Genomic DNA, 22722 nt, shown 5'->3' on the forward strand with positions numbered 1-22722 from the left:
AAGAAAACCGGCCGCAAGAGCCTTGTCGGTTTGACAGCCGGTTTTTTCTAACCCATATCTCCGTTATTCTGCTGATACGCCTTGTTCATCATAATAGCGCTGTGCCCCAGGATGAACTTCTGTTCCAATGCCGTCTAAAGCGTTTTCAAGTTTAATAAATTGTGCCTTTTCGTGTGCCATGTTTTCAGCATTTTCGTAAATGGATTTGGTCATATTATAGACCAAGTCTTCCGATAACGTATCGCTGACAGCAATCATTGCAAGCACAGCTACTGTTTGGACTTCGTTTTCCATTCCGTAAGTACCGGCTTCAATGACATCGGATGCATAATATGGGTACGTTTCGATTAGCTCATTGACTTTGTCTTCGTCAATTGGCACAATTGAGACTTCATTTGTCGCCGATAATCCTTCAACAGCTCCTGTTGGCGTTCCGGCGGTAATAAAGGCTGCGTCAATGTTGCCGTCTTGTATGCCGCTCGTCGATTCATCAAAGCTTAAAGGCTGTTGATTAATGTCATCCATGCTCATGCCGTGAATCTCGAGGATCTGTTCAGCATTTACATATGTACCTGATCCTGGAGCTCCAACAGATACTGATTTGCCGGCAAGGTCTTCGACACTCTCAATGCCTGAATCGGCAGTGGTTACAATTTGAATGGTTTCCGGGTATAGCGAGCCGAGCGCAAGCACATTGTCAACAGGCTCCCCTTCAAAAGAATTGACGCCTTCCACCGCATTGGACATTACATCGGTCTGCACAAACGCAATCTCCGCGTCGCCGCTGCTTAATTGTGCTACGTTTTCAGCTGAAGCATTCGATGATTGGGCCGTTGTTTCGACGCCAGTGCCGTCGGAAATAAAATTGGCCATTTCTCCGCCGAGTGGATAATAGGTCCCGCTTGTGCCCCCTGTCAAAAGGTTGAGAAATTGCGGATCTTCTGATGAGGCGTTTTCTCCGTTGTTTTCAGCTTCATTCCCGTTTCCACCTGTGTCATTGTCATTTCCGCCACATCCGGCAAGCCCGATTGTTGCCGCTAATGTGAGGGCGATTGGAAAAAGTCTTTTTTTAATATGCGTATCCCCCTTAGTTTCCCAATTTTTATTATTATTTTACATAGAGGAGATCGTAATTGTCAAATTATTTTAATGTAGTGAATACGTAATAAAATGAAAGCGCTTATTAAAAAATAGAGGTCCTCCTCGAAAGGAAAACCTCTACCGATTTTTTTACAATCCTGACTTCGTTTCTCGTAAAATAGCCAGCAATGCTTCCTTTTGTTGAATTTTTACTAGAATGTACAAATAATCACCTGCTTTAATTTCTGTGCTCCCAGAAGGAGAGATCACATCATCGCCTCGTTCAATTGCACTTACGTTAACATGAGGGGGAAAGCCGATTTCAGCAAGTGTTCTGCCGACAATTGCCGTATCCTCTGTCGTTTGGAAGTGGATCATTTCCGCAGTGTTGCGACCGGCTGCCAATAGTTCTCTGCGGAGTTCATCGCGCCACTCTTGGCTCAAATCTTGTCGCAGTTCTTCGTACGCTTCCTTTTTTAAGCGTTGTTTTAATTCTTCATCGCGTGCAAGACGCGCCTTCCGCTGCTCTGTTCGCCAGTCTTTGGCAATCATAATGCTAATCGAGAACAGCATAAAGACAAGAATGAAAGCAAATGGGAGTGCGGCCGTAAGTGCGGCAGTCTGTAAAGCATCCAATCCTCCGCCTCCGCTTATTAGGAGAACAGACGCAGTGCCAGCAATTAGTACACCCCAGAGCATTTTTAATTTAAAGCTTGGGTTAAGCAAGCCGTTCGATGTCATCGACCCTAGTACAAACGCAGCCGAGTCAGCGGACGTCACAAAAAAGATTCCAACGACAATGACTGCTAAAATACTCGAAATTGTGGTGAATGGGAGATTTTGCAGCATATAGAAAAGAGTAAGCTCCACTTCAGACTGAGCAATCTCCGCAAGGGGGAACAGCCCAGAAATCTCTATATTCAAGGCGGTACCGCCAAACACACAAAACCAAACGACTGCCATAAGTGTCGGGACGAGCAGGACGCCTGCGATAAATTCGCGGATGGTGCGCCCTTTTGAAATCCGCGCAATGAACAAGCCAACAAATGGCGACCATGACATGTGCCAAGCCCAGAAGAAAATGGTGTTTGATCCTAGCCATTCATCATTAGAAAAAGGCGTCATCGTAAATGACATCGACACGACATTGGACAAATAGCCCCCTAAAGTCGTTACCATGCTTTCAAGCACTGTAATGGTAGGTCCTGCAAATAAAACAAATAACAGCAAGATGCCAGCAAACACCAAATTCAAATTGGTCAGCCGTTTAATGCCTTTATTAATTCCGGCAATGGTGGAGAACAAAAACAAACAAGTGATGACGGCAATGATTGATAGCTGTAAAGGAATGTTGTTCGTTAGCGGCGTTAAAAAGGAAACTCCACCTGAAATTTGCATTGCGCTTAAGCCAAATGTCGTTGCCACACCTGCACAAGTGGAAATAACCGCAAGCAAGTCAATCGTTTTGCCCATCCAACCGTCTGTCTTTGAGCCAAGAATGGGATAAAACGCTGAACTGATCAGTGCTGGTCGGTTTTTGCGGTATTGTACGAAGGCAAGCGTTAAGCCGACGACTGAAAACGCCCCCCATGCATGAAGCCCCCAATGAAAAACACCATAACGGAGTCCAATCGCAGCAGCATTCGCCGAATCTTCAGGTAAGTGGAACGAATAGCCAGGTGGCGGATCCATATAGTAAAGAATAGGTTCAGCTACACCAAAAAAGACGAAGCCGACACCAAGGCCGGCAGCAAAAAGCATGCCGATCCATGAAATAAAAGAGTGTTCAGGACGGTCGTTGTCCTTGCCGAGCCTAAGTTTGCCAAATGGCGTAACGGCAACGACAATGCCAAAAAGGATGAAAATGCTAGCGATGGTCATATAAAACCAACCAAAGTTGTCAATAATCCAAGCTAAGGCCGTTTCTGCCGTAGCGCCTAAGTGGGAAGGGTTCACGATGCCCCACAACACGAATAATGCCATTCCCGTTGCTGACGCATAGAGGACAAATGAAGACTTTCTTGGTGTTGGGTCAGAGTTTTGCGGCATGCGCAAACCACCTTTCCTGTCGTTAAAAGTACGTTGTTTCTTGAATGGGTAAGGAGAAAGACTCTTTCTCAATTTACCCCGATTAGCCGTCGGTAAACCCCGATAAAAAAAGACAGGCATTTAGGTTGAATAGTTAGAATATCATTTTTTCTGTCTACAATAAACAAAAATTTTAATAAAGAGAATCAGTGCAATCCGTTACTTCCTAAAGAAAAGATAAAAAATAACGAGGACGCGTTGACTTTCTTATTACACAGGAGTAAGATCTCATTTAGACTTAAAATCTTGGCTGTGTTCAGGAGGGACAAAGTGGAAAAACAGTTTGCTGTCATAGGGCTCGGCCGTTTTGGCACAAGTGTGTGCCAGGAGCTTTATGAAATGGGGCATGAAGTGCTTGCCATTGACCGGTCTGAAGAAAAAGTCGAGTTTGTCAGCGACTATGCAACAAAAGCGATTGTTGCAAATGGAGTAGATGAGCGCTCACTTAAAGCACTTGGAATCCGCAATTTTGATTATGTTGTTGTGGCAATTGGCGAACATATTCAAGAGAGCGTTCTTGCTACGTTGCTTCTAAAAGAGCTCGGCGTCGCCAATGTGTGGGTGAAGGCAAGCAATACCAAGCATTACCGTATTTTAGAGAAAGTCGGCGCTGACCGGATTATCCGGCCAGAACATGAAATGGGCATTCGTATAGCCCACTTGCTTGATTCTACTAAAGTCATTGACTATATTGAATTATCGGATGAGCACAGCATTGTTGAATTGGCTGCGACAGAAAAGATAGCTAATAAGACGCTCGCGCAACTGAACATTCGCAGAAAGTATGGCTGTACATTAATTGGCTATAAGAGGAATGGGCAATTGAATATTCATTTGTCACCTGAAGAGGTCATTTACGAAAATGATCTTTTAATTTTGGCAGGCGAGAACAGCGATTTGAAACGATTTGAAAAAAAAGGATTATCATAAATATAAAGGGGATAGAGACCGATGGAAAGAGGCATCGCTTCTTTTACGTATTCAGATTGCACGCTTGAATACGCCATAACCGGAGAAGGGGAGCCAGTTCTATTTTTGCATGGTGGCCATTCAAACTGTTTGGAGCAACTGGGGATTGAGGAACTTGCGCAAAAAGGCTACTCCGTGATTGTGCCGTCCCGGGCAGGATATGGGCAGACGTCCAAGAAAATTGGCCAGACCCTCGAGAAGGCGTGTAGCTTTTATATTGAACTATTAAATGAATTGAATATTGATAAAGTACATTTGATTGCGGCATCGACTGGCGGTCCATCTGGTATTTATTTAGCGAGTCACTATCCCGAAAGGGTCCAATCTTTTACATTGCAAGGGGCAATCACGAAACCTTGGAAAGAAGCGAGTGTCCGAGATGCGTTGTTGAGCCGCTTCTTATTCCACCCTTTCATTGAGCGGTTTGTTTGGCGGAGCCTCTCTTCTTTAGCTCGGTTTTCTCCAGATTATGCATTTAAAAAAATTGCACCTGCTTACAGCACGCTCTCATATGAAGAAATTAAGCGGAGGATGCTGGCCAAAGACTGGTATTTGTTTGACCGGATGACTGAATTTCAGCGCTCAGGGCACGGTTTTTATATTGATTTGCAGCATATGCGCCAGTCCCTTGAGGAAGAATTAGAGACGATTATTGCACCAACGCTTATCATCCATAGCAAAAATGACGCGATTGTGCCGTTGGAGCATGCCCGCTATGCCCATGAACGGATTCGCTCCTCGAAGCTCGTCTATTTAGATACGTGGGGCCATCTTGTTTGCCTCGGCAAGGGATCGGAGCAGCATACACAGGAATTAGCTGATTTTCTACAACAGCACAAAGCCTCTTGACGAAACTAGTCAGGAGGCTTTTTTTGCCTATTTTTTTGAATACATCGTTTTCCTAAGGGAGTCATTTTGTAACAGAAGAGAGTTATCGAAATCATATACGATGAAATGGGTAGGAACGACTCTGGCGTTTCCACACCACGCCCGGGGTTTTTTGATAATTTTTTTAACTTGAATGGTGGTTGACAGTACTAGTCATTTTTCATAAGCTTAGCCATATTGTGTCTGATTCTCAAGGGAAACGTGCAAAAATTGGTGCACAACGGGAATAGTAAACAAAGTCGGACAAGAATTCACGATTGACCATTCAGGAGGTAAAGATGAATTTTTTATGGGGCTTAATGGGTATGGCCATCTTGCTTGGGATTGCCTATTTGCTTTCTGCAAATAGGAAAGCGATTAACTGGCGAACCATTTTGACGGCACTGGCGTTGCAATTCGTTTTTGCGGTGATTGTCTTATGGACAGATGCAGGGAGTTATGTACTTAAGCAAGTGACAGGCGCTGTACAAGCAGCGATTGACACTTCCGCTGCCGGTATTGATATGCTCTTTGGCGGTGTTCTACAAGCAGAAGGAGTCGGCAGTGTTTTCGCTTTCCAAGTGCTGCCTGTGATCATTTTTTTCTCAGCGATTATTAGTATTCTTTATCATTTCGGCATCATGCAATTTGTTGTCAAATACTTAGGAGGCGGGATTGCCAGGTTGCTTGGGACAAGCCGGGCAGAATCGATTTCGGCGACAGGCAACATTTTTGTTGGGCAAACGGAGGCTCCTTTGCTAATTAAGCCTTATATTGGCAGAATGACAACGTCTGAGATTTTTGCGGTGATGACAGGGGGAATGGCGACAGTAGCGGGCTCCGTTATGGCAGGGATATCGCAGATGGGCATTCCGCTAGAATATTTAATTGCTGCTACGTTTATGGCTGCGCCTGGCGGGCTTTTGATGGCTAAAATGCTTGTCCCAGAAACAGAGATAAGCGAAACAAAGGACAAAATTAATTTCCAAGTCGAGCGCGAGTCCAAAAATGTGATCGATGCCGCTTCAAACGGGGCGTTGGACGGACTGAAATTAGCGCTAAATGTTGGAGCGATGTTGATCGCCTTTGTTTCCTTAATTGCACTGATCAACTTGTTTTTAGGTACGATTGGCGGATGGTTTGGCTATGGTTCCATTACACTAGAGCAAATCCTCGGTTACGTGTTTGCCCCGATTGCGTGGATCATTGGCGTTCCATGGGAAGAGGCAGTGCAAGCGGGCTCGTTTATCGGGCAAAAGACGATTGTCAACGAGTTTATTGGTTTTGATGCGCTGGCGTCTGCAGCGGGCGAGTTGTCAGAACGAACATATGTCATTATGAGCTTTGCGTTGTGTGGGTTTGCGAATATTAGCTCCATCGCAATCTTGCTTGGCGGTCTTGGTGGCCTCGTGCCAGAACGTCGGCCTTTAATCGCTAAATATGGGTTGAAAGCACTTATTGCGGCAACGCTCGTCAATTTAATGAACGCTGCGATTGCAGGCATGCTTGTTGGATGAGTAATTGTCCATTCGATTCTCCTATAAGAAATAGAGTCTTTCTGTTGGATCAAAATCATATTTTAAAAGCAGGCTAGCATCTAGCCTGCTTTATTGCATCTGAATACAGTTTGAATGGAGCCTTGATGGGCACAAGAACAAAACAATATATTGGGCTGTGTCCATGTTAGAATAGGATCAGGAGTATCCTTTGAAAAGAGCAAGGAGGATAAAGGGATGAATCGAATCGTTGTAATCGGATCAGCTGGCTCTGGTAAATCTACCTTGTCTCGAAAACTCAGTGAATGTTTATCGTTGCCGGTTATTCATTTAGACCGATTTTATTGGAAACCTAACTGGACGCCAACACCAAACGACGAATGGGATGCGTTTCTTAAAGATGCGGTAAGCCAAAATAAATGGATTATTGATGGGAATTATTCAAGGACGCTCGAAATGAGGTTGCATGAAGGAGACGCCGTCATATTTTTAGATATGCCTAGGCTTTTATGCATCTATAGGATTATAAAAAGAAGAATGATCTTTCATGGAAAAACAAGACCCGATTTGAACGAGGATTGCCCTGAAAAACTGGATTGGGCTTTTTTTGTTTGGGTTTGGAATTATAGAAAGAGAAGTAGACCCAAGGTTATTCAAGCGGTTGAGCAAGTAAAAGATCGAAAGCGAGTTGTCGTATTAAAGACAAGGAAAGAGGTTCAACGTTTTTTGGACCGGGCTAAGGAAAATAGAGGATTTTGAGAGGATATTAAGTAGGCAATGATTTCATCTGACACCGCATCTACGCTGCAGGCTATTCGAAACCAAATGCCTTCTGGCGAGTTTGCTATGCGAGCCGCACATAAATACCTCCTCAATCAGACTGATAGCGCTTGTCAGTTGAGGCGTACGGTGAAATATACGAGCGTTTTCTATCAGTCTTGCCTCCTCGCTTAGCGAGGAGGTCGGCCTGGAACATAGTGCGTAGGAGGAAAAGCTTGCTGATTTTGGACGACATTGGCGACTGATGCTGAGTGCGGGAAAGTGTGCACATGGCGGTAGACACGGTTTGTGACGTACGTTGTTAAGACAGGCTGTATTTCTTGAACAATGTATTCATGGACAACAGGTCTTGGTGCAGGAGGCAGTGGCCTTGTGGCAGGCATGTATGCTTTTCCCCCCTGTCGAAACGGAAACATATTTAAGTCCCCCCTATCCCTTCTTACCGTTAGCCTATGTCGCCCTGGACCTATTCGATTGGGCGAGCATCAAAGATAGGGAATCGAGAAGTAAAAACAGCAAAAAGCCGCTTTGCTTAGGCGCGGCTTTTTGCTGTTTAGTCTTCTTTTTGTTTGCGCAGCTCTTGCTCATAAATATAAAGAGCATTGGCATCATCTTTGATGCGATTTAAATAATCGATGTGCGTTTCAAATGTGGCCTCTTCCTCTACTTGTTCGTCGAGGAACCAGTTTAAGAAAGAAAGTGTTTGGTATTCTTGTTCTTCCTGGGCAATCTGGTACACCTTATAATAGCTTTTCGTCACTTCCCGCTCTTGGGCCAGCGCTGCTTCAAATGTAGCGACCAGAGAACCATAATCGGCTTTTGGCGCTTGGATCGCCTCAAAGATGGCTTTCTGGCCTTTATCATTTAAATAGTCATACACTTTCATGCCGTGTTCCCGCTCTTCCTCTGCCTGCTTAAGGAAATAATCGGCGAATCCATTGTAACTAATATGGTGGCAGTAGGCAGCCATCGCCATATAATCATGGGCAGCTTGAAATTCCATATTCATCTGGTGGTTCAACGCTTTGACAATTTTTTCCGAGAGCATGATGGATCATCCTTTCCAATTCTGAAATAGGTGATTTGCTGACATGATTACTTGGGCGGCTTCAGATAGAGTCTAAGCAAAAAGCAACGTGGACATAACTGCTATTTGCGCATATTCCCTGCCCATGTTTTTGCCAATCCTCTTTAACTTGCCCGTTTAGGTTTTAATGTTCTTGGACCGTCTGTGGATACGTATAAGCCGGTACGTGTGCTGGACAATGACCTTGCTGACTGCATAGGCAGGCACGGCAAGGAGAATCCCGACAAAACCAGCAAGCTGGCTAGCGACAAGGAGAACAAAGATAATTGTCAACGGGTGCACGGAAAGCTGGCGCCCCATAATTTGCGGTGAAAAGACATTGCTTTCAATTTGCTGGATAATGACGACACCGACAATAACGAGCAACGCTTTTCCTGGTGAATCGAATAATGCGACGATAACAGCAGGGGCAGTGCCAATCCAAGGCCCGATAAACGGAATAACGTTTGTAAACAGAGCGACAAGCGCCAAAATCAACGCGTATTTCATGTCGATGATTAAATACCAAATGAGGCAGAGAATGCCGACGCAAGCACTGACAAGAATTTGCCCTTGTATGTACGAGCTTAAGGCTTTGTCTAAATCGCCAAGCACACGCTTTCCTTCTTCTTGCTCTCTTGCTGGAAACTGGTTAATGACCATCATAGGCGCCTTCTTGCCCTCCTTCAGCATATAAAAAAGCACGAAAGGGATAATAATGGCAATAATGACGACATTCGCTGCTGCGCTAATGAATGTGCCAATGCTGTCAATGATCGATTGTAAATAGCCTTGCAAGTTTTCTGTTAGCGTCCTAGAGAGCTCATCCAATGAAAAATTAGCGCTTTCCAAGAAATTTTGCAGCGCAGGCTGCTTTTGCAAATCGACCAAAAAGTGGTGAATGGTATTGGCGTATCCTGGCAAATTGTCAATGAATGCCATGAATTGGTCTTGTAAAAGCGGCCCAACGTAAAGCAATGCCATTGTGGCAAGGCCAGCCAACGCAAGGAAGACGATGAGAATCGAAAGACCGCGGTGAAGTTTTTTGTTTAGCAAGTTAACAAATGGTCTTAGCAAATAGTAGATGACAAGGGAGATGACGATTGGCGTAAACAACGTTTGAAAAAGCACGGCAATCGGCCGAAAAATAAAGTTAACCAATGAACCTAAGTAAACGATCAGCAAAAGGACAATAATCCAACACGCAAAACGAAATGCTTTGCTCTCCATCATTGCACGCTCAACCTTTCTTTTTCACAATACGTTTGCTTCCTTTGATAGTAAAAAAAGAAACTGTATCAGTACTATACCACATTCTTTAGGAAATAGATGAATCAGTTCTCTTAAAATGCAAAAATCTCCGGTTTGTGCTACAGTTTACCGGGAACAGAACGAATATTATAAAAAGGGTGGTAGCGATGCGGATTGTTACAGGCGAGGAAATGGCGAGCATTGATGCAATTACGATGAACAAAGTGGGTCTCCCTGGCGCTGTCCTAATGGAAAATGCCGGACGCGGAATTGCCCGTAAGCTGTTAGATCTCTATGGACGTAAGCACCGCTTTTTTATTGTCATTGGCAGTGGAAACAATGGCGGCGATGGGTTTGTTGTTGCGAGGGTGCTTAAAGATGAAGGCGCAGAAGTACAAGTGTTCATCGTGCCGGAAGAAAGTCGGTACAAAGGTGATGCCAAACTGCATAAACGTGTATTCGAGCAAAGTGGCTACCGCTGGAAGTATTGGAAAGACATTGAAAACCAATTGCCAGCTATGCTTTACGAAACCGATATTATTGTTGATGCGCTCCTCGGCACAGGTGTAAGCGGCCAAGTTAAGGAACCGTATGCCTCTGTGATCAGCAGCTTAAACAAATTGAAAAACGAAATCGTATCAATTGATTTGCCAAGCGGCGTTCCAGCTGGCAGCGCGGAGCTGAGCCATGAAGCAATAAAAGCAGACCGTACCCTTACTTTACAATGGACAAAGGTAAGCTATTATTTAGAGGAAACCAAACCATATTTCGGAGAAGTGAACGTAGTTCCCATCGGCATTCCGCCTAACACGTTGCGCCATCTCGCGTCGCAACGCTATGTTTGGGGCAAAAATGAAGTAGTTAATAGCTGGGTGATGAGCAAACCGAATGCCCACAAAGGCGATAACGGACGGGTCGGCATTATTGCCGGCAGTGAAGCGATGCCAGGTGCAGCAGCATTGGCCGGATCGGCAGCTGTTCGCAGCGGAGCGGGGTTTACGACCATAGCGACAGTAGCGCAAAATGTGCCGGTGATTGCCAGCCACGTAAAAGAAGCGATGTACACCATTTTTAGCGAAGAACACGGCTATCTTGCCCCTACAGAAGCAGAATTGGCCGCTTGTATGGACAATAAGCAATCAATCGCGGTCGGACCTGGGCTTGGACGTACGCCCGAACTGACAAAGATGGTTGCGTACTTGCTTCATCATTTCAAAGGTGTGCTTATTCTTGATGCTGACGCTTTGCATAGTTTGAAAGAGTGTGCGGCTATTGTCCAGGAACGAACGGCTCCGACGGTGATTACGCCTCATCCTGGCGAAATGGCGATGTTAATTGACCAATCAGCTTCATATGTCAATAAAAATCGCTTTGAAGTAGCAGAGAGTTATGCCGAGCTATATGGCGTGTATGTAGTTTTGAAAGGGCCAAATACAATTGTTGCTGAACCAGGCGGTTGTATTTCTGTCAATGTAACAGGCAATGCCGGGCTTGCCAAAGGCGGTTCAGGCGACGTGCTTACAGGGATGGTCGCTGCACTGGTTGCCCGGCAACGAATTCAACCTGCTCTGTCATCAGCCGTTTTTTTTCATGGCTATGCAGCGGACTTGCTGGCTAAACAACGACACGTCCTTGCCACTATTACCCCAAGCGATATTATTGAGCATTTGCCAGAGGCGTTCTCCATTGTTGATGATGATTAGGTTGAACGTTTGCCAGTTCCAGATGGTACGTTGGAAGGAGCTTCGTAATGAGATAAAGCGATAGCGAGCAGAATCGAGCCTAATTGTAATGAGAAACGTTGTCTGTCAATTAGGGTTATAAAGATAGGGAGCAAGTCTACACAGATAAATGAAATGGAGACGATTGAATCTCTACATAAAAATAAATTCTACCGATTTTTCTTGTAAACAGTGTGTTAAGTAGAACAGGGAAATTGTGACAAACATAATGACCGTATAACTATAATAGGATAACTTTTGCCTGTCATTATTTACATTTATGTGCTTCTTCCAACTAGCCGGCTGTGCGATGGCTGCTGTTTTAACCAGCACAACGCACGATTTTATCGCCGCTAATATGTTTTTTCACGTTTCTCCACGGATTTACACTCACTTTTTAGTGTATAGCGGGTTTTAAATTGTGCAATGATGAGAATATAAAAGTAGGAAGATTTTCAGATGCACAAAGGAGATTGCTATGAAAAAATTACAGGTTACATTAGCTTCGACGTTTATGGTCATGGCCTTGATGGCATGCAACCAAGACAATAACGATAACAACGACAATCCACCAGAGCAAGAGGCCGATCTTGGCACAGAGCAAGGCCAAGGGGCAGATAACACAGAAGACTTGAATAATGCAAACATTCAAGTGGACATGGAAACGGCAGTTTCTGAATTTGAGAACGCCTATCCTGACGCCTCTATTTCAAGCATCGAGTTAGAGGCGGAGCGCGGTACGTGGCAATATGAGATTCAAGGACTTGATGATGAAAAGGAATATGAGATCATCGTAGACGCAAATACACAAGAAGTAACAAATGAACGGGAAGAAGCACTTGATGCAAATGATGCTGGAGGGGTGGAGCGTCAAGAGGATGCATTGAACATGGACAACATCATTGATCCTCAGGAAGCAGTTGATATCGCTCTATCGGAAGCAGAAGGTGCGATAAGCAGCTGGAAGTTAGAGAAGGACGACCAAGTGACCTACTATGAAGTAACGGTCACCAATGCAGGCAACGCTTATGACATTAAACTCGACGCCACAAATGGAGATGTGCTTGGAACGGACCGAGATGATTGAAGCTATACAAGCTGAGAGTCTCAAAACAGTCCTGTCACTATCTTATAAGAAAATCATTTAGGCTTATCGTTGCAAAAACAGCCCCTTAGAACACATCCGGTCGTTCGAAGGGGCTTCTTAGCATGTTCTCTATTTATGATGATCCCAATGTCTGACGTGGACAATATGAATGATGTCGCTGAATTTCAAAACAGGGTATGGCTAGACAATTGTCCCCTTCCCCTTCTCCACGACTTCTTTCCCGTTTACAAATAAAGGCCGGCTATCGTCAGTCATAATAGTGAAACGTGCTTCTTCATAAGGCAGGGAATAGCCTTTTGAAACAACGTTTGTTGTCACATAAATGGCATCAGCTGTTGTGGTCATGTCGATGGATACAAGCGCGTGTGCGGACTGCCAATTTTTCGTAATGCCGTCGTCTTCGTATAACGTGTAGTTTGATGTGTGCCCGGCGCCGCGGCTAGGAAACAGCAAAAAGCCGCGTGTGTCCTCGTCTTTTTTGGCAAATGTTCGCTTTGCTTCATTTGTAGGTATAATCGCTCCTGCCTTGACAAGCAGCGGTGTTCGGTGTGATGGGGCTGGCAAAGTAGTAGTTGTGCCGCCTTCGACATGGTTGCCTGTATAAAAATCATACCATCCGCCTTTGTGAGCAGGAGCGTAAACAGTCCGTTCTGAAACGCCTGGTTCGACAACGGAAGCGACAAGCATATATGGGCCGACGAGAAAATCATCGTTGTCTTCCCAAGTGCGTGGGTCTTCTTCAAAATCAAAAAACGTTGGCTTTACAATCGGCTCATGGTTGACGCTGGCATGATAGAAAGCTGTGTACCAATAAGGCGTTAACATCGACCGAAGTTGGATCAATTCCCGAATGGCAGGGATGGCATTTTCGTACATCCAAGGTTCGTTGACGGTCTGATCTTCATTCCATGAATGGATCGTAAAACGCGGGTGGAATATCCCATTTTGCACCCAACGGATGAATAGCTCTTCATCTGGCTTTGGGCCAGCAAATCCACCGACATCGTGCCCAAAGTTGTAAATTCCAGATAGGCTTAGACTTATGCCAGTTTTGATATTATAGCGAATCGTTTTCCACTCGGTACGGTTATCGCCTGTCCACGTTTGCACATAACGATGCATGCCAGGAGCGCCAGAACGCGAAATTAAGAAAGGCCGTTCTTTTGGCGTATGCTCAGCTTGCGCTTCAAATGAGGCTTTCATCATTAAAAGCGGCTGGAGAGCGCGGATCGTTTGGAATGGGAGCTCGTTTCCGAATCCATTGACACGGGCGTCCTGACTCCAAATTTCATATTCATTGTTATCATTCCAAGTGGACGTTATCCCGTATGCAAGCAATTGCTGTTGTACTTGGTCTATCCACCAACGATAAGCTGCTTCATTTGTAAAGTCGATATAAGCCCCGCCCCCATCCCAAAATTGGGCTGTTTCTGTTTCGCCGTTACCGTTTTTAATAAAAAACGATTGTTGTTCCAAGCCGCTATATTGTGGATGGTCCTTAAGCAAAGCAGGCTTAATATTGGCTGCAAGTCGTAGCCCCTTGTCGTTAAAGTCACGGGCAAGCTTTTGAACATCAGGGAATTTGTCTTTGTTCCAGTGGAAGACGTACCGTTTATCGCCAATGGATGTGTAGCCAGACGACAGTTGAAATGAATCGCATAAAATATCGTTTTCCTCGCATTTCTCGATAAACTCGTATAGCCGTTCTTGGGCATTTTCAGCGTCTGTGTAAGTCATGGTTGAACCAGAGTAGCCGATGCTCCATTTAGGCGGTAGCGCCGTATTCCCTGTCATCCACGTGTATGTTTGTACGACCTCCTTCAGCGTTGGCCCAGCAATCATGTAATAATCTAGGTCACCTGCTTCAGCCTCAAAATAGCGGTATAGCCCATGGTAGTTGTCCAGTTCCTTGCCCAGGTCAAAATAGCCAGGAGCCAAATTGTCATAAAACAAGCCGTAAGAAAAGGCTGTTTCAGGTTGGTGTGTGATATAAAAAGGGATATGTTTGTACAGTGGATCCGAGTGCTCGGCGTCATAGCCCATAGCGTCAATCGTTACACTGCGGTAACGGCCGTGGTGGCGGTCCAGGGTCCCTGTCCGTTCGCCTAATCCATAATAGCGTTCACGAATGTCTCGTTTTAAATAATGCTTGACCCCTGTCCCGAGCTCGCCTTTGAAATTGTATGCTTGTGTGTCTCGGTCTTGGGCAAACCAAGTCCACTTGTCTTTGTCACGACGGTGCCAGGTGATGCGAAATCCTTCTTTTTTAATGGTCGCTTTTAACATCTCTGTTTCGACCACATAGGCGTCTTCCGTTTCACGAAAATCATATGGTGGACAGCTAAAATGTTCCGTACTCTTGCGCTCCCGTCCTGTATAAGCGAGATCGTCTAGGCCAGGGGCAATGCTCCACGTGCGCTCAAGTTCAAGCCCACCTTCTTTTTCAAATAAGACGCGGATGATTTTAGGTTCAAGCACAAAAACATGTGCTTTTATTTCTGTAGGTGGAGCAGAAAATTCGACATGAGCACCGCGTTTCGTTGCAACAGTAAATGAATAACGCTGTTGAATATTCATAGGTTTCTCTCCTTCTGCTTATCTATCTATTTTTTTATTCCATTAATCCAGCTAGAGTCGGCAGCCACGTACTTAAAAAAGGAAACATCGTTACGAGGAGTAAAACAACGATGACCGCGGCGTAAAATGGAAGCAAGGGGCGAATAACTTCTTCAATTTTGACTTTGCCGATGGTGCTGCCAACAAATAAAGCGCTTCCTCCTGGAGGCGTAATGTTGCCAATGCATAGGTTAACAATTAAAATGACACCAAAGTGGACAGGGTCCATGCCAAACTCCATTACCACTGGCAAAAAGATTGGCGTAAAGATAAGGATCGCAGGTGTGACGTCCATGACAATGCCGATTATTAGCAAAATCACATTGATCAACAGCAAAATAAGAATAGGGTTATCAGTCAAAGCTAAAATCGCAGAGCTAATGGCGGCTGGGATGCCGGTAAAAGACATGACAAGGGAAAGCATCGCCGATGTCCCAATCAAGAACATGATGACTACGGTCAGTTCAACGGCTTCTTTAAAAATGCCCGGCAACTGGCGCAGCGTCAGACTCTTGTACGCAAAAGACAGGAGCAACGCGTATACAATCGCGACTGCAGACGCTTCGGTAGCTGTAAACAGACCGCCGATAATGCCACCAATAATGATAATGACTAAAAACAGGCTAGGGATGGCTTCCCAGATGACTTTTAAGGGAGATTCGACCTTTGTTGCTGATGATGTCGTGTAACCTTTCTTTTTGGCAATAAAAAAAGCGACAACTATTGTGGCAAGACCCCAAAGGAAGCCTGGCAAATAACCAGCAAGGAAAAGGGCAGCCACCGACGTTCCACCGCTAACTAAGGAATAGATAATAAACAATCCTGTTGGAGGAATAATCAATCCAGTTGGGGCGGAGGCAATGTTGACTGCGGCTGAAAACGTTCGGTCATATCCTTCTTTTTCTTGCAATGGGTTCATGACTTTGCCGATTGCAGCAGCTGAAGCAACGGAGGAGCCAGCAATCGATCCAAAAAGCATGTTCCCGACAATGTTTGTATGGGCGAGGGAACCTGGCAATTTGCCCGTAAATAGTTTAGCTAAATTGACAAGCCGAAGAGCGATGCCTCCTTGGTTCATAATAATGCCTGTCAACAAAAAGAATGGGACCGCTAACAGCGTAAAGCTGTCAATGCCTGTCACCATCTTTTGCGCAGATGTAAAGATCGCGACATCAAACGGGGCGATCAGAAACATCGTAACAATCGATGCTCCTGCGACACTGATGGCGATTGGCACGCCTAATAAAAGCAATCCTAAAAACACGACAATTAAACTAATTCCTGCAAGGAGAGCCATTTTATCAATCCTTCTCTATGAAATAATCTTATAGGTCAATCGGTTCATCGGAGCCGTGGTTTGCCCCGTTTTTGCCTGTTAGTAGTTCTGTCAGGCAGAACCAAGTGATCAGCAGGCCAGAGATTGGCAATGATAAGTAGACAAAGCCCATTGGTATGCCAAGTGAAACTGTTTGTTGAGACATTGTTAATGATACAAGCTGGATCCCGCCATATACCATGACAAGTAAGGCAAACGCAATTAGAAAAAGCTGGACGAGCTGGCGCGCTCGTTTTTGAGTCGAATCCGAAAAGCGGTTTACGACCATCTCAATCGCTATATGTTTTTTAAGATGGAAGGCATAGGCACCGCCAACCATCGTGACCCAAATAAGCGAGTAGCGTAGAAATTCTTCTGAAAAGGTGCTAGGGGCATTGAGGACATAGCGGCTAAAGACTTGCCAAATCGCAACGAGCACCATGAGCCCAAACATGGCAGACGACAGAAACATGATGATTTTTCCTAATCCATCATTGATTTTCTCAATCATTTGTGTGCCCCTCCTTACGCGTTTCTTGAATACGCTCATAAAATGGTGCTAAATCTGGGTCTTGTTTTACTTGTTGATGCATAGGTTCCACACTTTCACGGAATGCCGCTTTATCGACATCTTTATGGAATGTGACGCCCATCTCTTCTGCGTGGGCAATCGCTTCTGCAGTTTCGGCGGCCCATAACTCCTTGTGAAACGCACTTGACTCAAGTGCAGCTTCTTTTAAGATCCTTTGTTCTTCTGCGCTAAAACTTTCCCAGCGGCTTTGGTTAAAGATAAGCAAATCGGGCACAATCGCGTGCTCTGTGTAAGAATACTCTTTTGCTACTTCACCGTGGTTGTTCGAAGTTAAAGCGGTTTCATTATTTTCAGTACCGTCTATGACTCCTTGCTGAAGGGCAGTATATACTTCGCCAAATGCCATTGGGGTAGGGGCGCCGCCCATCAAGCGCGTCATTTCAATCGCCGTTTCGCTCGGCTGTACGCGAATTTTTAAACCTCTTAGGTCCTCAGGCGCTAACACAGGTGTGCCGATCGTATACATATTACGAATACCTGAATCGTAGTAGGTTAAACCGAAAAAGCCATTGTCAGCAGTCGAATCATAGATATCCGTTGCGATATCGCTTTCCATGACAGTGTAATAATGTTCGGCCCCATCAAATAAATAAGGGATGCTAAATAAGGCGTAAACAGGAGAGAAACTTTCTAATGCGGTAGCGCTTACCTTTGTCGCATCTACTGCACCTGTTTGCGTTAATTCAATCGCTTCCCGCTCAGAACCAAGTTGGCCGTTTGGAAAAATTTCAAATGTAAGAGCGCCCTCGCTTTTTTCTTCAGCCAATTCGGCAAAATGGAGCAAAGACTGATGAATTGGATGGTTTTCGTTCATATTGTGTGCAAGGCGCAATGTCGTTGTCTCTGTTGACAAGCTAGCTGGTGTAGCGCACGCAACAGTAAGACCAATAAAAACGCTTCCAAAAAATAGAGCTGTGCGACGCATGGAATATCCTCCTTGAGTTTATAACAACGTTGTTATTCTCAAATAAAAAGAAACCGCTGTCATTCATGTCAATAACAACGTTGTTATTTCATCATATATCGATTAGACTAGTTTTAGCAAGTACTTTTTAGATCGAATCGCTGCCTAAAGGAGAGAAAGTATGACGGTTACGATTAAGGATATTGCGAAAGCAGCTAATGTTAGTTATTCGACGGTTTCTAAAGCATTAAATGACAGCCCCCTTGTTAAGCCGGAAACGAAGCGCATGATCGTGGAAAAGGCAAATCAACTAGGCTACACGCCCAATTTTTCGGCCAAGCATTTAGTGACGAGGCGTACGAATACGATTGGTTTGGTGTGGCCGACAATTGAGCGTGTTGCTCTGTCGGCATTGGTTACGCAAGTAAATCAACATATAACAAACAGCGGGCGGACAATGATTTTATCCATTAATCATGCCCTTGAGGCAGTGGAGCTATTTTCAAGAATGCGAATCGATGGCATCTTGTTATTTGAAGAAGAAATTCCACAGGACAAACTCCCAAATAACATAGGGATCCCCTTGCTCTCTTACGGGGTGCCGGATATTGAACAGTTTCCGACAGTGGGCGTTCAGCATGAGTTGGCAATGGAGTTGGCTGTAAAAGAGTTTGTAGAAATCGGTCACCAATCGATTGCTTATGCTGGTGTTATAAATGGGACGGGAAGGCGCCAGCAAGCGAAACAGACGGGATATGAAGCTGCCATGAAAAAGTGGGGGCTTAAGTCGCAGCTTATTGATACTGGCGGGCTTGACGCTTGTGACGCTGATGGCGCGATTGAACGGTTGTTGACAGAATCAACACTCCCCACAGCGATGATTTGTTCCAGCTACGACATTTCGATCGGCACGTTACGCGCGTTAAGGCGGAACGGCATTCAAGTTCCAAATGATTTGTCGCTCATCTCCTATGACAATATTCCGCAGCTAGCTGAAGCTGATGTGCCATTGACAGCAGTAGGCGTTCCGATTGACAAGCTCGCACAAGAGTTGGTCGAAACGTTGTTGGCCTTAATAGAAGGCGAGCAAGCAGCCACTGGTCGGGAACTAACCCCTGAATTGGTGCGGAGAAAGTCAACGAAACAAAGGTCATAACGTTGTTTGGACGAAGAATCATCATGAAGCGCAGCATGATGGTTCTTTTTTCGTTGTCGGATAACATCGATGTTGTCTTATATGAAGTGAATCCCGTAACAGTTTTGTGTCGTAAATAACAGCAATGATTTTGTTCATTGGGATGAGTTGCTTGCGTGTGACGTTACGTTACAGGTTACGATAGAGAAAAGGGGGGAAATAGGATGGAAATGACGATTAGCATGTTTGCCAAAAAAGTCGGCACCACTGTACGGACATTGCGTTATTACGACCAAATTGGTTTGTTGACGCCTGAACGGCAAAATAAAAGTGGGCACAAACTGTACACGCGTAAAGAATGGGAACGGTATCAGCAAATTCAAGTTTTCAAGCATCTTGGTTTCTCGCTTGCTGACATGAAAGAACAGCTTCATACCTCTACTTGGAGTGCACGGGAAATGCTAGCCGCTCAGAAAAAGATGCTTGAGCAAAAGAAATGGGAAATAGAAGAGGTGTTGGCGACAATTCGGCGTGCAGAGGCTTTATATGATTTAGAAGGGATCGAGGAAGAGGATCTCGATGATTTGTTGTTTGTGCTCATTGATGCTTTCCGCTTGGAGAAACGGCAAAAAGACGCGTTAATCGCCCATTTTCCTGAAAGTTCATTGAATGAATTGTTTGCTTATGATGATGATCCTGAAGTACAACTGGAAATAGACAAACAAGGTGCTTATTTTTACAAACGGATGAAAAACGCGCTTCATAATGGCATGGATCCAGGAGCTGAAGAAGTCCAAGGCTATGTAAAAGAGCTATTTTCTAGTTTTCCGATGAAATCGGTTCCGAATGTGATTGATGAGCTTGGCGATGTTGAAACGTTTTTCGTAGAACATGAGAGTCTGTTTTTCATCCATCTCCCTGAAAGATTACAAAAATATACGGATAAAGCAATGGAAATTTATTTTAGAAATGGAAGTGGTGAAGAAGATGGAACATGAACTTGCCGGCTCATTGGGAGCTAGACGCTTTTGGTCCATGATCAAACCTTTTTTGCCGAAGGTGGCATGGCTCGTTCTTGCAGTGGTTCTCGTCATTGGTGAAACCAGCCTGTCGCTCATTGTCCCGCTATTAACAATGAATTTCGTGGACGAAATGAATGCAGTCGGTTTAAACGGCCAAACGGTGTTTTTGCTTGCGTCTGTGTTTTTAGCACAACTTGTGATGTCCGGCTTTGCCCTTTATACGATGATGTACATTGGTCAAAAAGTTGTGTTCGCGCTAAGAAAAGAAGCTTGGCAACGGATGCTCCATTTGCCTGTCCCTTTTTTTGACAGACACTCGTCTGGAGAATTGATGAGCCGGATGACCAATGATACGCTTGTCATAAAAGATTTTCTGACGATGCAGTTAATCCCGTTTTTCTCGGGCATTGTTTCGATTATTGGCTCGATCGTCTTGCTTCTGGCAATTGACTGGAAAATGACGCTAATGATGCTGACTGTTGTTCCGGCTTCGCTTCTCGTCATGATTCCTTTAGGCCGCAGTATGTATAAAGTGTCTAAATCTTTACAAGATGAAACGGCCTCTTTTCAAGGTGATTTAGGCCGCGTTCTATCAGATATCCGCCTAGTCAAGGCGTCCCTTGCTGAAGGAGTCGAACAGAAAGTCGGCCTCTCCCGTATGGCAAAACTGTTTCGCTTTGGGATGCGTGAAGGGAAAATTATGGCTGTGATTCAACCATTGATGATGAGCGCCATGCTCATTATGCTCGTTGTTATCTTTGGCTACGGAGGCATGAGGGTTTCGGCGGGGACGCTGTCGGCGGGAGCGCTTGTCGCCATCATTTTTTACTTATTTCAAATTGCAATGCCATTTACACAAATGGCCAGCTTTTTCACTCAATTTCAAAAGGCGCTCGGCGCAAGTGAACGCCTTGAGACGATATTGCGAGCTGAGCCGGAAAAGAATGCTGAAAACGTAGATGGAGCCGTTGCGCCTGCAGGCACACTCAGTTTCCAAGAAGTTTCCTTTGGCTACACTGCTGACAAGCCGATTTTAAAAGAGGTGCATTTTGATGCTCCTATCGGCAAGGTGACCGCTTTTGTTGGGCCAAGTGGAGCAGGGAAGACGACATTGTTCTCATTGATTGAACGTTTTTATGTGCCAGACGACGGTACGATTCAATATAAGGGTCATTCCATCCATCGCCTACCTTTGCATGAGTGGCGGCAAAAGATTGCCTATGTTTCCCAAGACTCGCCGATCATGGCAGGCACGATCCGCTCTAATTTGGTTTATGGGCTTACAGATGTCCCTGAAGAGAAAATCACGGCAGCGGTTAGGCATGCAAATTTAGAGTCGTTCATTGCCTCCCTTCCAGACAAATACGATACGGAAGTAGGAGAGCGAGGCGTCCGTTTATCAGGAGGACAACGGCAACGCCTCGCGATCGCCCGGGCGATGATTCGCGATCCTGAAATCTTGCTTCTTGACGAAGCAACAGCACACTTGGACAGTTCGTCGGAAAAACTCGTACAGGACGCCCTTGAAGTGCTGATGGAGGGACGGACGACACTTGTGATTGCCCATCGATTAGCGACCGTTAGGCATGCCGATCAATTGATTGTACTAGAGGAAGGAAACGTAACGGGTGCAGGCACACACGCTGAATTGCTGGATACACACCCACTTTATAAGGAACTGGTAAGTCAGCAGCTTCAGTTCAATTAAGGAAAGCGAGCGCACGCCTATTGCGTTCGATTAAGGCGTAATTAAAGCCATTTCCCAATTTGTAATTGCCGCCAAAGCAGGTATAATGAAACGAAAGACATGTAGGAAGGTGTGCGTCCAAAGTGAGTTCGTTGCTCGCGCAAATCGAAAAAGAACTGGAAAGCCTATCAGAGGCAGAGGCCCGAATTGGGCAAACGATATTGGACAGTCCAAGCCAAATCCCAAGCATGACGACGAAAGAGCTGTCCGCTCGCGCTGGAGTCAGTGAGGCAAGTGTCATCCGCTTTTGCAAGAAAATCGGAATTAACAGTTTCCGGTTGTTTAAAATGGAACTGATGAAAGATGTAACGGCTTCAAAAGAAAGGTTGACCGACTTTTCATCGTTGCAAGAAAAAGACGCGCCTTATGATTTGTTCCGCAGAGTGACGTTTACGAATAAAAGTGCGATCGAATTGTCGCTATCATCGATAGACCGAAAGCAACTTGAAGCCGCTGTTGCTGCCCTAATGACAGCGAAGCGCATCGTCTTTTACGGAGTCGGCGGCTCTGCCGCTGCTGCATTCGACGGCAGCTATAAGTTTACGCGCATCGGCTATCAGGCATCTTCTTCTCAAGATTTCCATTATAATCTTTCGCTCATTCCTTATATGGAAAAAGGCGATATATTTGTGGCAATCAGCTTGTCGGGAAAAACGCAGGATGTAGTGGAATTGGCCTCATTTGCAAAAAAGCAAGGCGTCACCGTCGTGGCGATTACGAAAATGGACCGCTCGCCATTGTATAGGTTGGCAGATATTACTCTTTGTACGCCAAATGTGGAGGAAGACTTCCGCATCGGCACGATCGCCTCGCGAATGACGCAGTTGAACATTATTGATACGCTTTATTTAAGTGTATTCCATGAAAAAGACGAAGACACCATTACCGCGTTTTTAAAAGCGCGTGAGGAAGCATTGCGCTTGCGCCGCTAAGCTAAAAAGAGCCTTAGGCCAAATCAAAGCCTA

At 45.1% G+C, this 22722-nt stretch carries 19 protein-coding genes; 10 read left to right on the forward strand and 9 right to left on the reverse strand.

The window, feature by feature from the left end; translation table 11 throughout:
• Positions 1–63 precede the first annotated feature (63 nt).
• Together N6H06_RS10975 and N6H06_RS10980 are read right to left on the reverse strand one after the other, a co-directional pair.
• Positions 64–1074 (reverse strand): TAXI family TRAP transporter solute-binding subunit, encoded by a 1011-nt coding sequence (locus N6H06_RS10975; RefSeq protein WP_062748910.1) that lies wholly within the window; start codon positions 1072–1074, stop codon positions 64–66.
• Between the two features lie 156 nt (positions 1075–1230).
• Positions 1231–3129, reverse strand: coding sequence for a BCCT family transporter (locus N6H06_RS10980; protein WP_249413908.1), 1899 nt, complete (start codon positions 3127–3129; stop codon positions 1231–1233).
• 309 nt (positions 3130–3438) lie between these two features.
• On the opposite strand from N6H06_RS10980, the gene N6H06_RS10985 reads away from it, so the two are divergent.
• The 4 genes from N6H06_RS10985 (at position 3439) to N6H06_RS11000 (ending at position 7259) form a co-directional block, all read left to right on the forward strand.
• Positions 3439–4098, forward strand: coding sequence for a potassium channel family protein (locus tag N6H06_RS10985; RefSeq protein WP_082808356.1), 660 nt, complete (start codon positions 3439–3441; stop codon positions 4096–4098).
• Between the two features lie 21 nt (positions 4099–4119).
• On the forward strand, positions 4120–4986 hold the full coding sequence (locus N6H06_RS10990) for an alpha/beta fold hydrolase (RefSeq protein WP_062748908.1): 867 nt from the start codon (positions 4120–4122) through the stop codon (positions 4984–4986).
• Between the two features lie 317 nt (positions 4987–5303).
• Positions 5304–6521, forward strand: a complete 1218-nt coding sequence (locus N6H06_RS10995; protein WP_062748907.1) for a NupC/NupG family nucleoside CNT transporter — start codon at positions 5304–5306, stop codon at positions 6519–6521.
• A gap of 216 nt (positions 6522–6737) precedes the next feature.
• On the forward strand, positions 6738–7259 hold the full coding sequence (locus tag N6H06_RS11000; RefSeq protein ID WP_213029057.1) for a DNA topology modulation protein: 522 nt from the start codon (positions 6738–6740) through the stop codon (positions 7257–7259).
• 191 nt (positions 7260–7450) lie between these two features.
• On the opposite strand, the gene N6H06_RS11005 is transcribed toward N6H06_RS11000, so the two are convergent.
• The 3 genes from N6H06_RS11005 to N6H06_RS11015 all read right to left on the reverse strand — a co-directional run bounded on the left by N6H06_RS11005 (position 7451) and on the right by N6H06_RS11015 (position 9579).
• A complete protein-coding gene (locus N6H06_RS11005; protein WP_062748903.1) occupies positions 7451–7696 on the reverse strand; it encodes a CotD family spore coat protein in 246 nt (81 codons plus the stop codon).
• A 137-nt stretch (positions 7697–7833) separates the two neighbouring features.
• Positions 7834–8328, reverse strand: a complete 495-nt coding sequence (locus N6H06_RS11010; protein ID WP_062748901.1) for a ferritin — start codon at positions 8326–8328, stop codon at positions 7834–7836.
• A gap of 156 nt (positions 8329–8484) precedes the next feature.
• Positions 8485–9579 carry an AI-2E family transporter gene (locus N6H06_RS11015; protein WP_062748899.1) on the reverse strand — a complete coding sequence of 365 codons (1095 nt, stop codon included), beginning with the start codon at positions 9577–9579 and terminating at the stop codon, positions 8485–8487.
• A gap of 185 nt (positions 9580–9764) precedes the next feature.
• On the opposite strand from N6H06_RS11015, the gene N6H06_RS11020 reads away from it, so the two are divergent.
• Together N6H06_RS11020 and N6H06_RS11025 are read left to right on the forward strand one after the other, a co-directional pair.
• Entirely contained in the window at positions 9765–11300 is a 1536-nt protein-coding gene (locus N6H06_RS11020; protein WP_263706539.1) for an NAD(P)H-hydrate dehydratase, read from the forward strand.
• 496 nt (positions 11301–11796) lie between these two features.
• A complete protein-coding gene (locus N6H06_RS11025; RefSeq protein WP_062748895.1) occupies positions 11797–12405 on the forward strand; it encodes a PepSY domain-containing protein in 609 nt (202 codons plus the stop codon).
• Between the two features lie 201 nt (positions 12406–12606).
• On the opposite strand, the gene N6H06_RS11030 is transcribed toward N6H06_RS11025, so the two are convergent.
• Genes N6H06_RS11030 through N6H06_RS11045 form a run of 4 tightly spaced genes read right to left on the reverse strand, consistent with a single transcriptional unit; the run spans position 12607 to position 17874 of the window.
• A complete protein-coding gene (locus N6H06_RS11030; RefSeq protein WP_263706541.1) occupies positions 12607–15003 on the reverse strand; it encodes a glycoside hydrolase family 31 protein in 2397 nt (798 codons plus the stop codon).
• Between the two features lie 34 nt (positions 15004–15037).
• Complete coding sequence (locus N6H06_RS11035; protein ID WP_062748891.1) at positions 15038–16339, reverse strand: TRAP transporter large permease; 1302 nt, start codon at positions 16337–16339, stop codon at positions 15038–15040.
• Between the two features lie 28 nt (positions 16340–16367).
• Entirely contained in the window at positions 16368–16868 is a 501-nt protein-coding gene (locus N6H06_RS11040; protein ID WP_062748890.1) for a TRAP transporter small permease, read from the reverse strand.
• Positions 16861–17874 carry a TRAP transporter substrate-binding protein gene (locus N6H06_RS11045; protein ID WP_062748888.1) on the reverse strand — a complete coding sequence of 338 codons (1014 nt, stop codon included), beginning with the start codon at positions 17872–17874 and terminating at the stop codon, positions 16861–16863. Before N6H06_RS11045 ends, N6H06_RS11040 begins: the two co-directional genes overlap by 8 nt.
• A 160-nt stretch (positions 17875–18034) precedes the next feature.
• Here N6H06_RS11045 and N6H06_RS11050 point away from each other — a divergent pair, with 160 nt between their 5' ends.
• From N6H06_RS11050 to N6H06_RS11065, 4 genes are all read left to right on the forward strand, one after another.
• Positions 18035–19009, forward strand: a complete 975-nt coding sequence (locus N6H06_RS11050; protein WP_062748887.1) for a LacI family DNA-binding transcriptional regulator — start codon at positions 18035–18037, stop codon at positions 19007–19009.
• A 203-nt stretch (positions 19010–19212) separates the two neighbouring features.
• Positions 19213–19986 carry a MerR family transcriptional regulator gene (locus N6H06_RS11055; RefSeq protein WP_213029062.1) on the forward strand — a complete coding sequence of 258 codons (774 nt, stop codon included), beginning with the start codon at positions 19213–19215 and terminating at the stop codon, positions 19984–19986.
• A complete protein-coding gene (locus tag N6H06_RS11060; protein ID WP_249413909.1) occupies positions 19976–21718 on the forward strand; it encodes an ABC transporter ATP-binding protein in 1743 nt (580 codons plus the stop codon). The genes N6H06_RS11055 and N6H06_RS11060 overlap by 11 nt, the downstream gene beginning before the upstream one ends.
• A 122-nt stretch (positions 21719–21840) precedes the next feature.
• Entirely contained in the window at positions 21841–22689 is an 849-nt protein-coding gene (locus tag N6H06_RS11065) for a MurR/RpiR family transcriptional regulator (protein ID WP_263706548.1), read from the forward strand.
• Positions 22690–22722: the final 33 nt, after the last annotated feature.

Origin of the sequence: Shouchella tritolerans (assembly GCF_025770735.1) — a bacterium.
Classification (GTDB): domain Bacteria; phylum Bacillota; class Bacilli; order Bacillales; family Bacillaceae_D; genus Shouchella; species Shouchella tritolerans.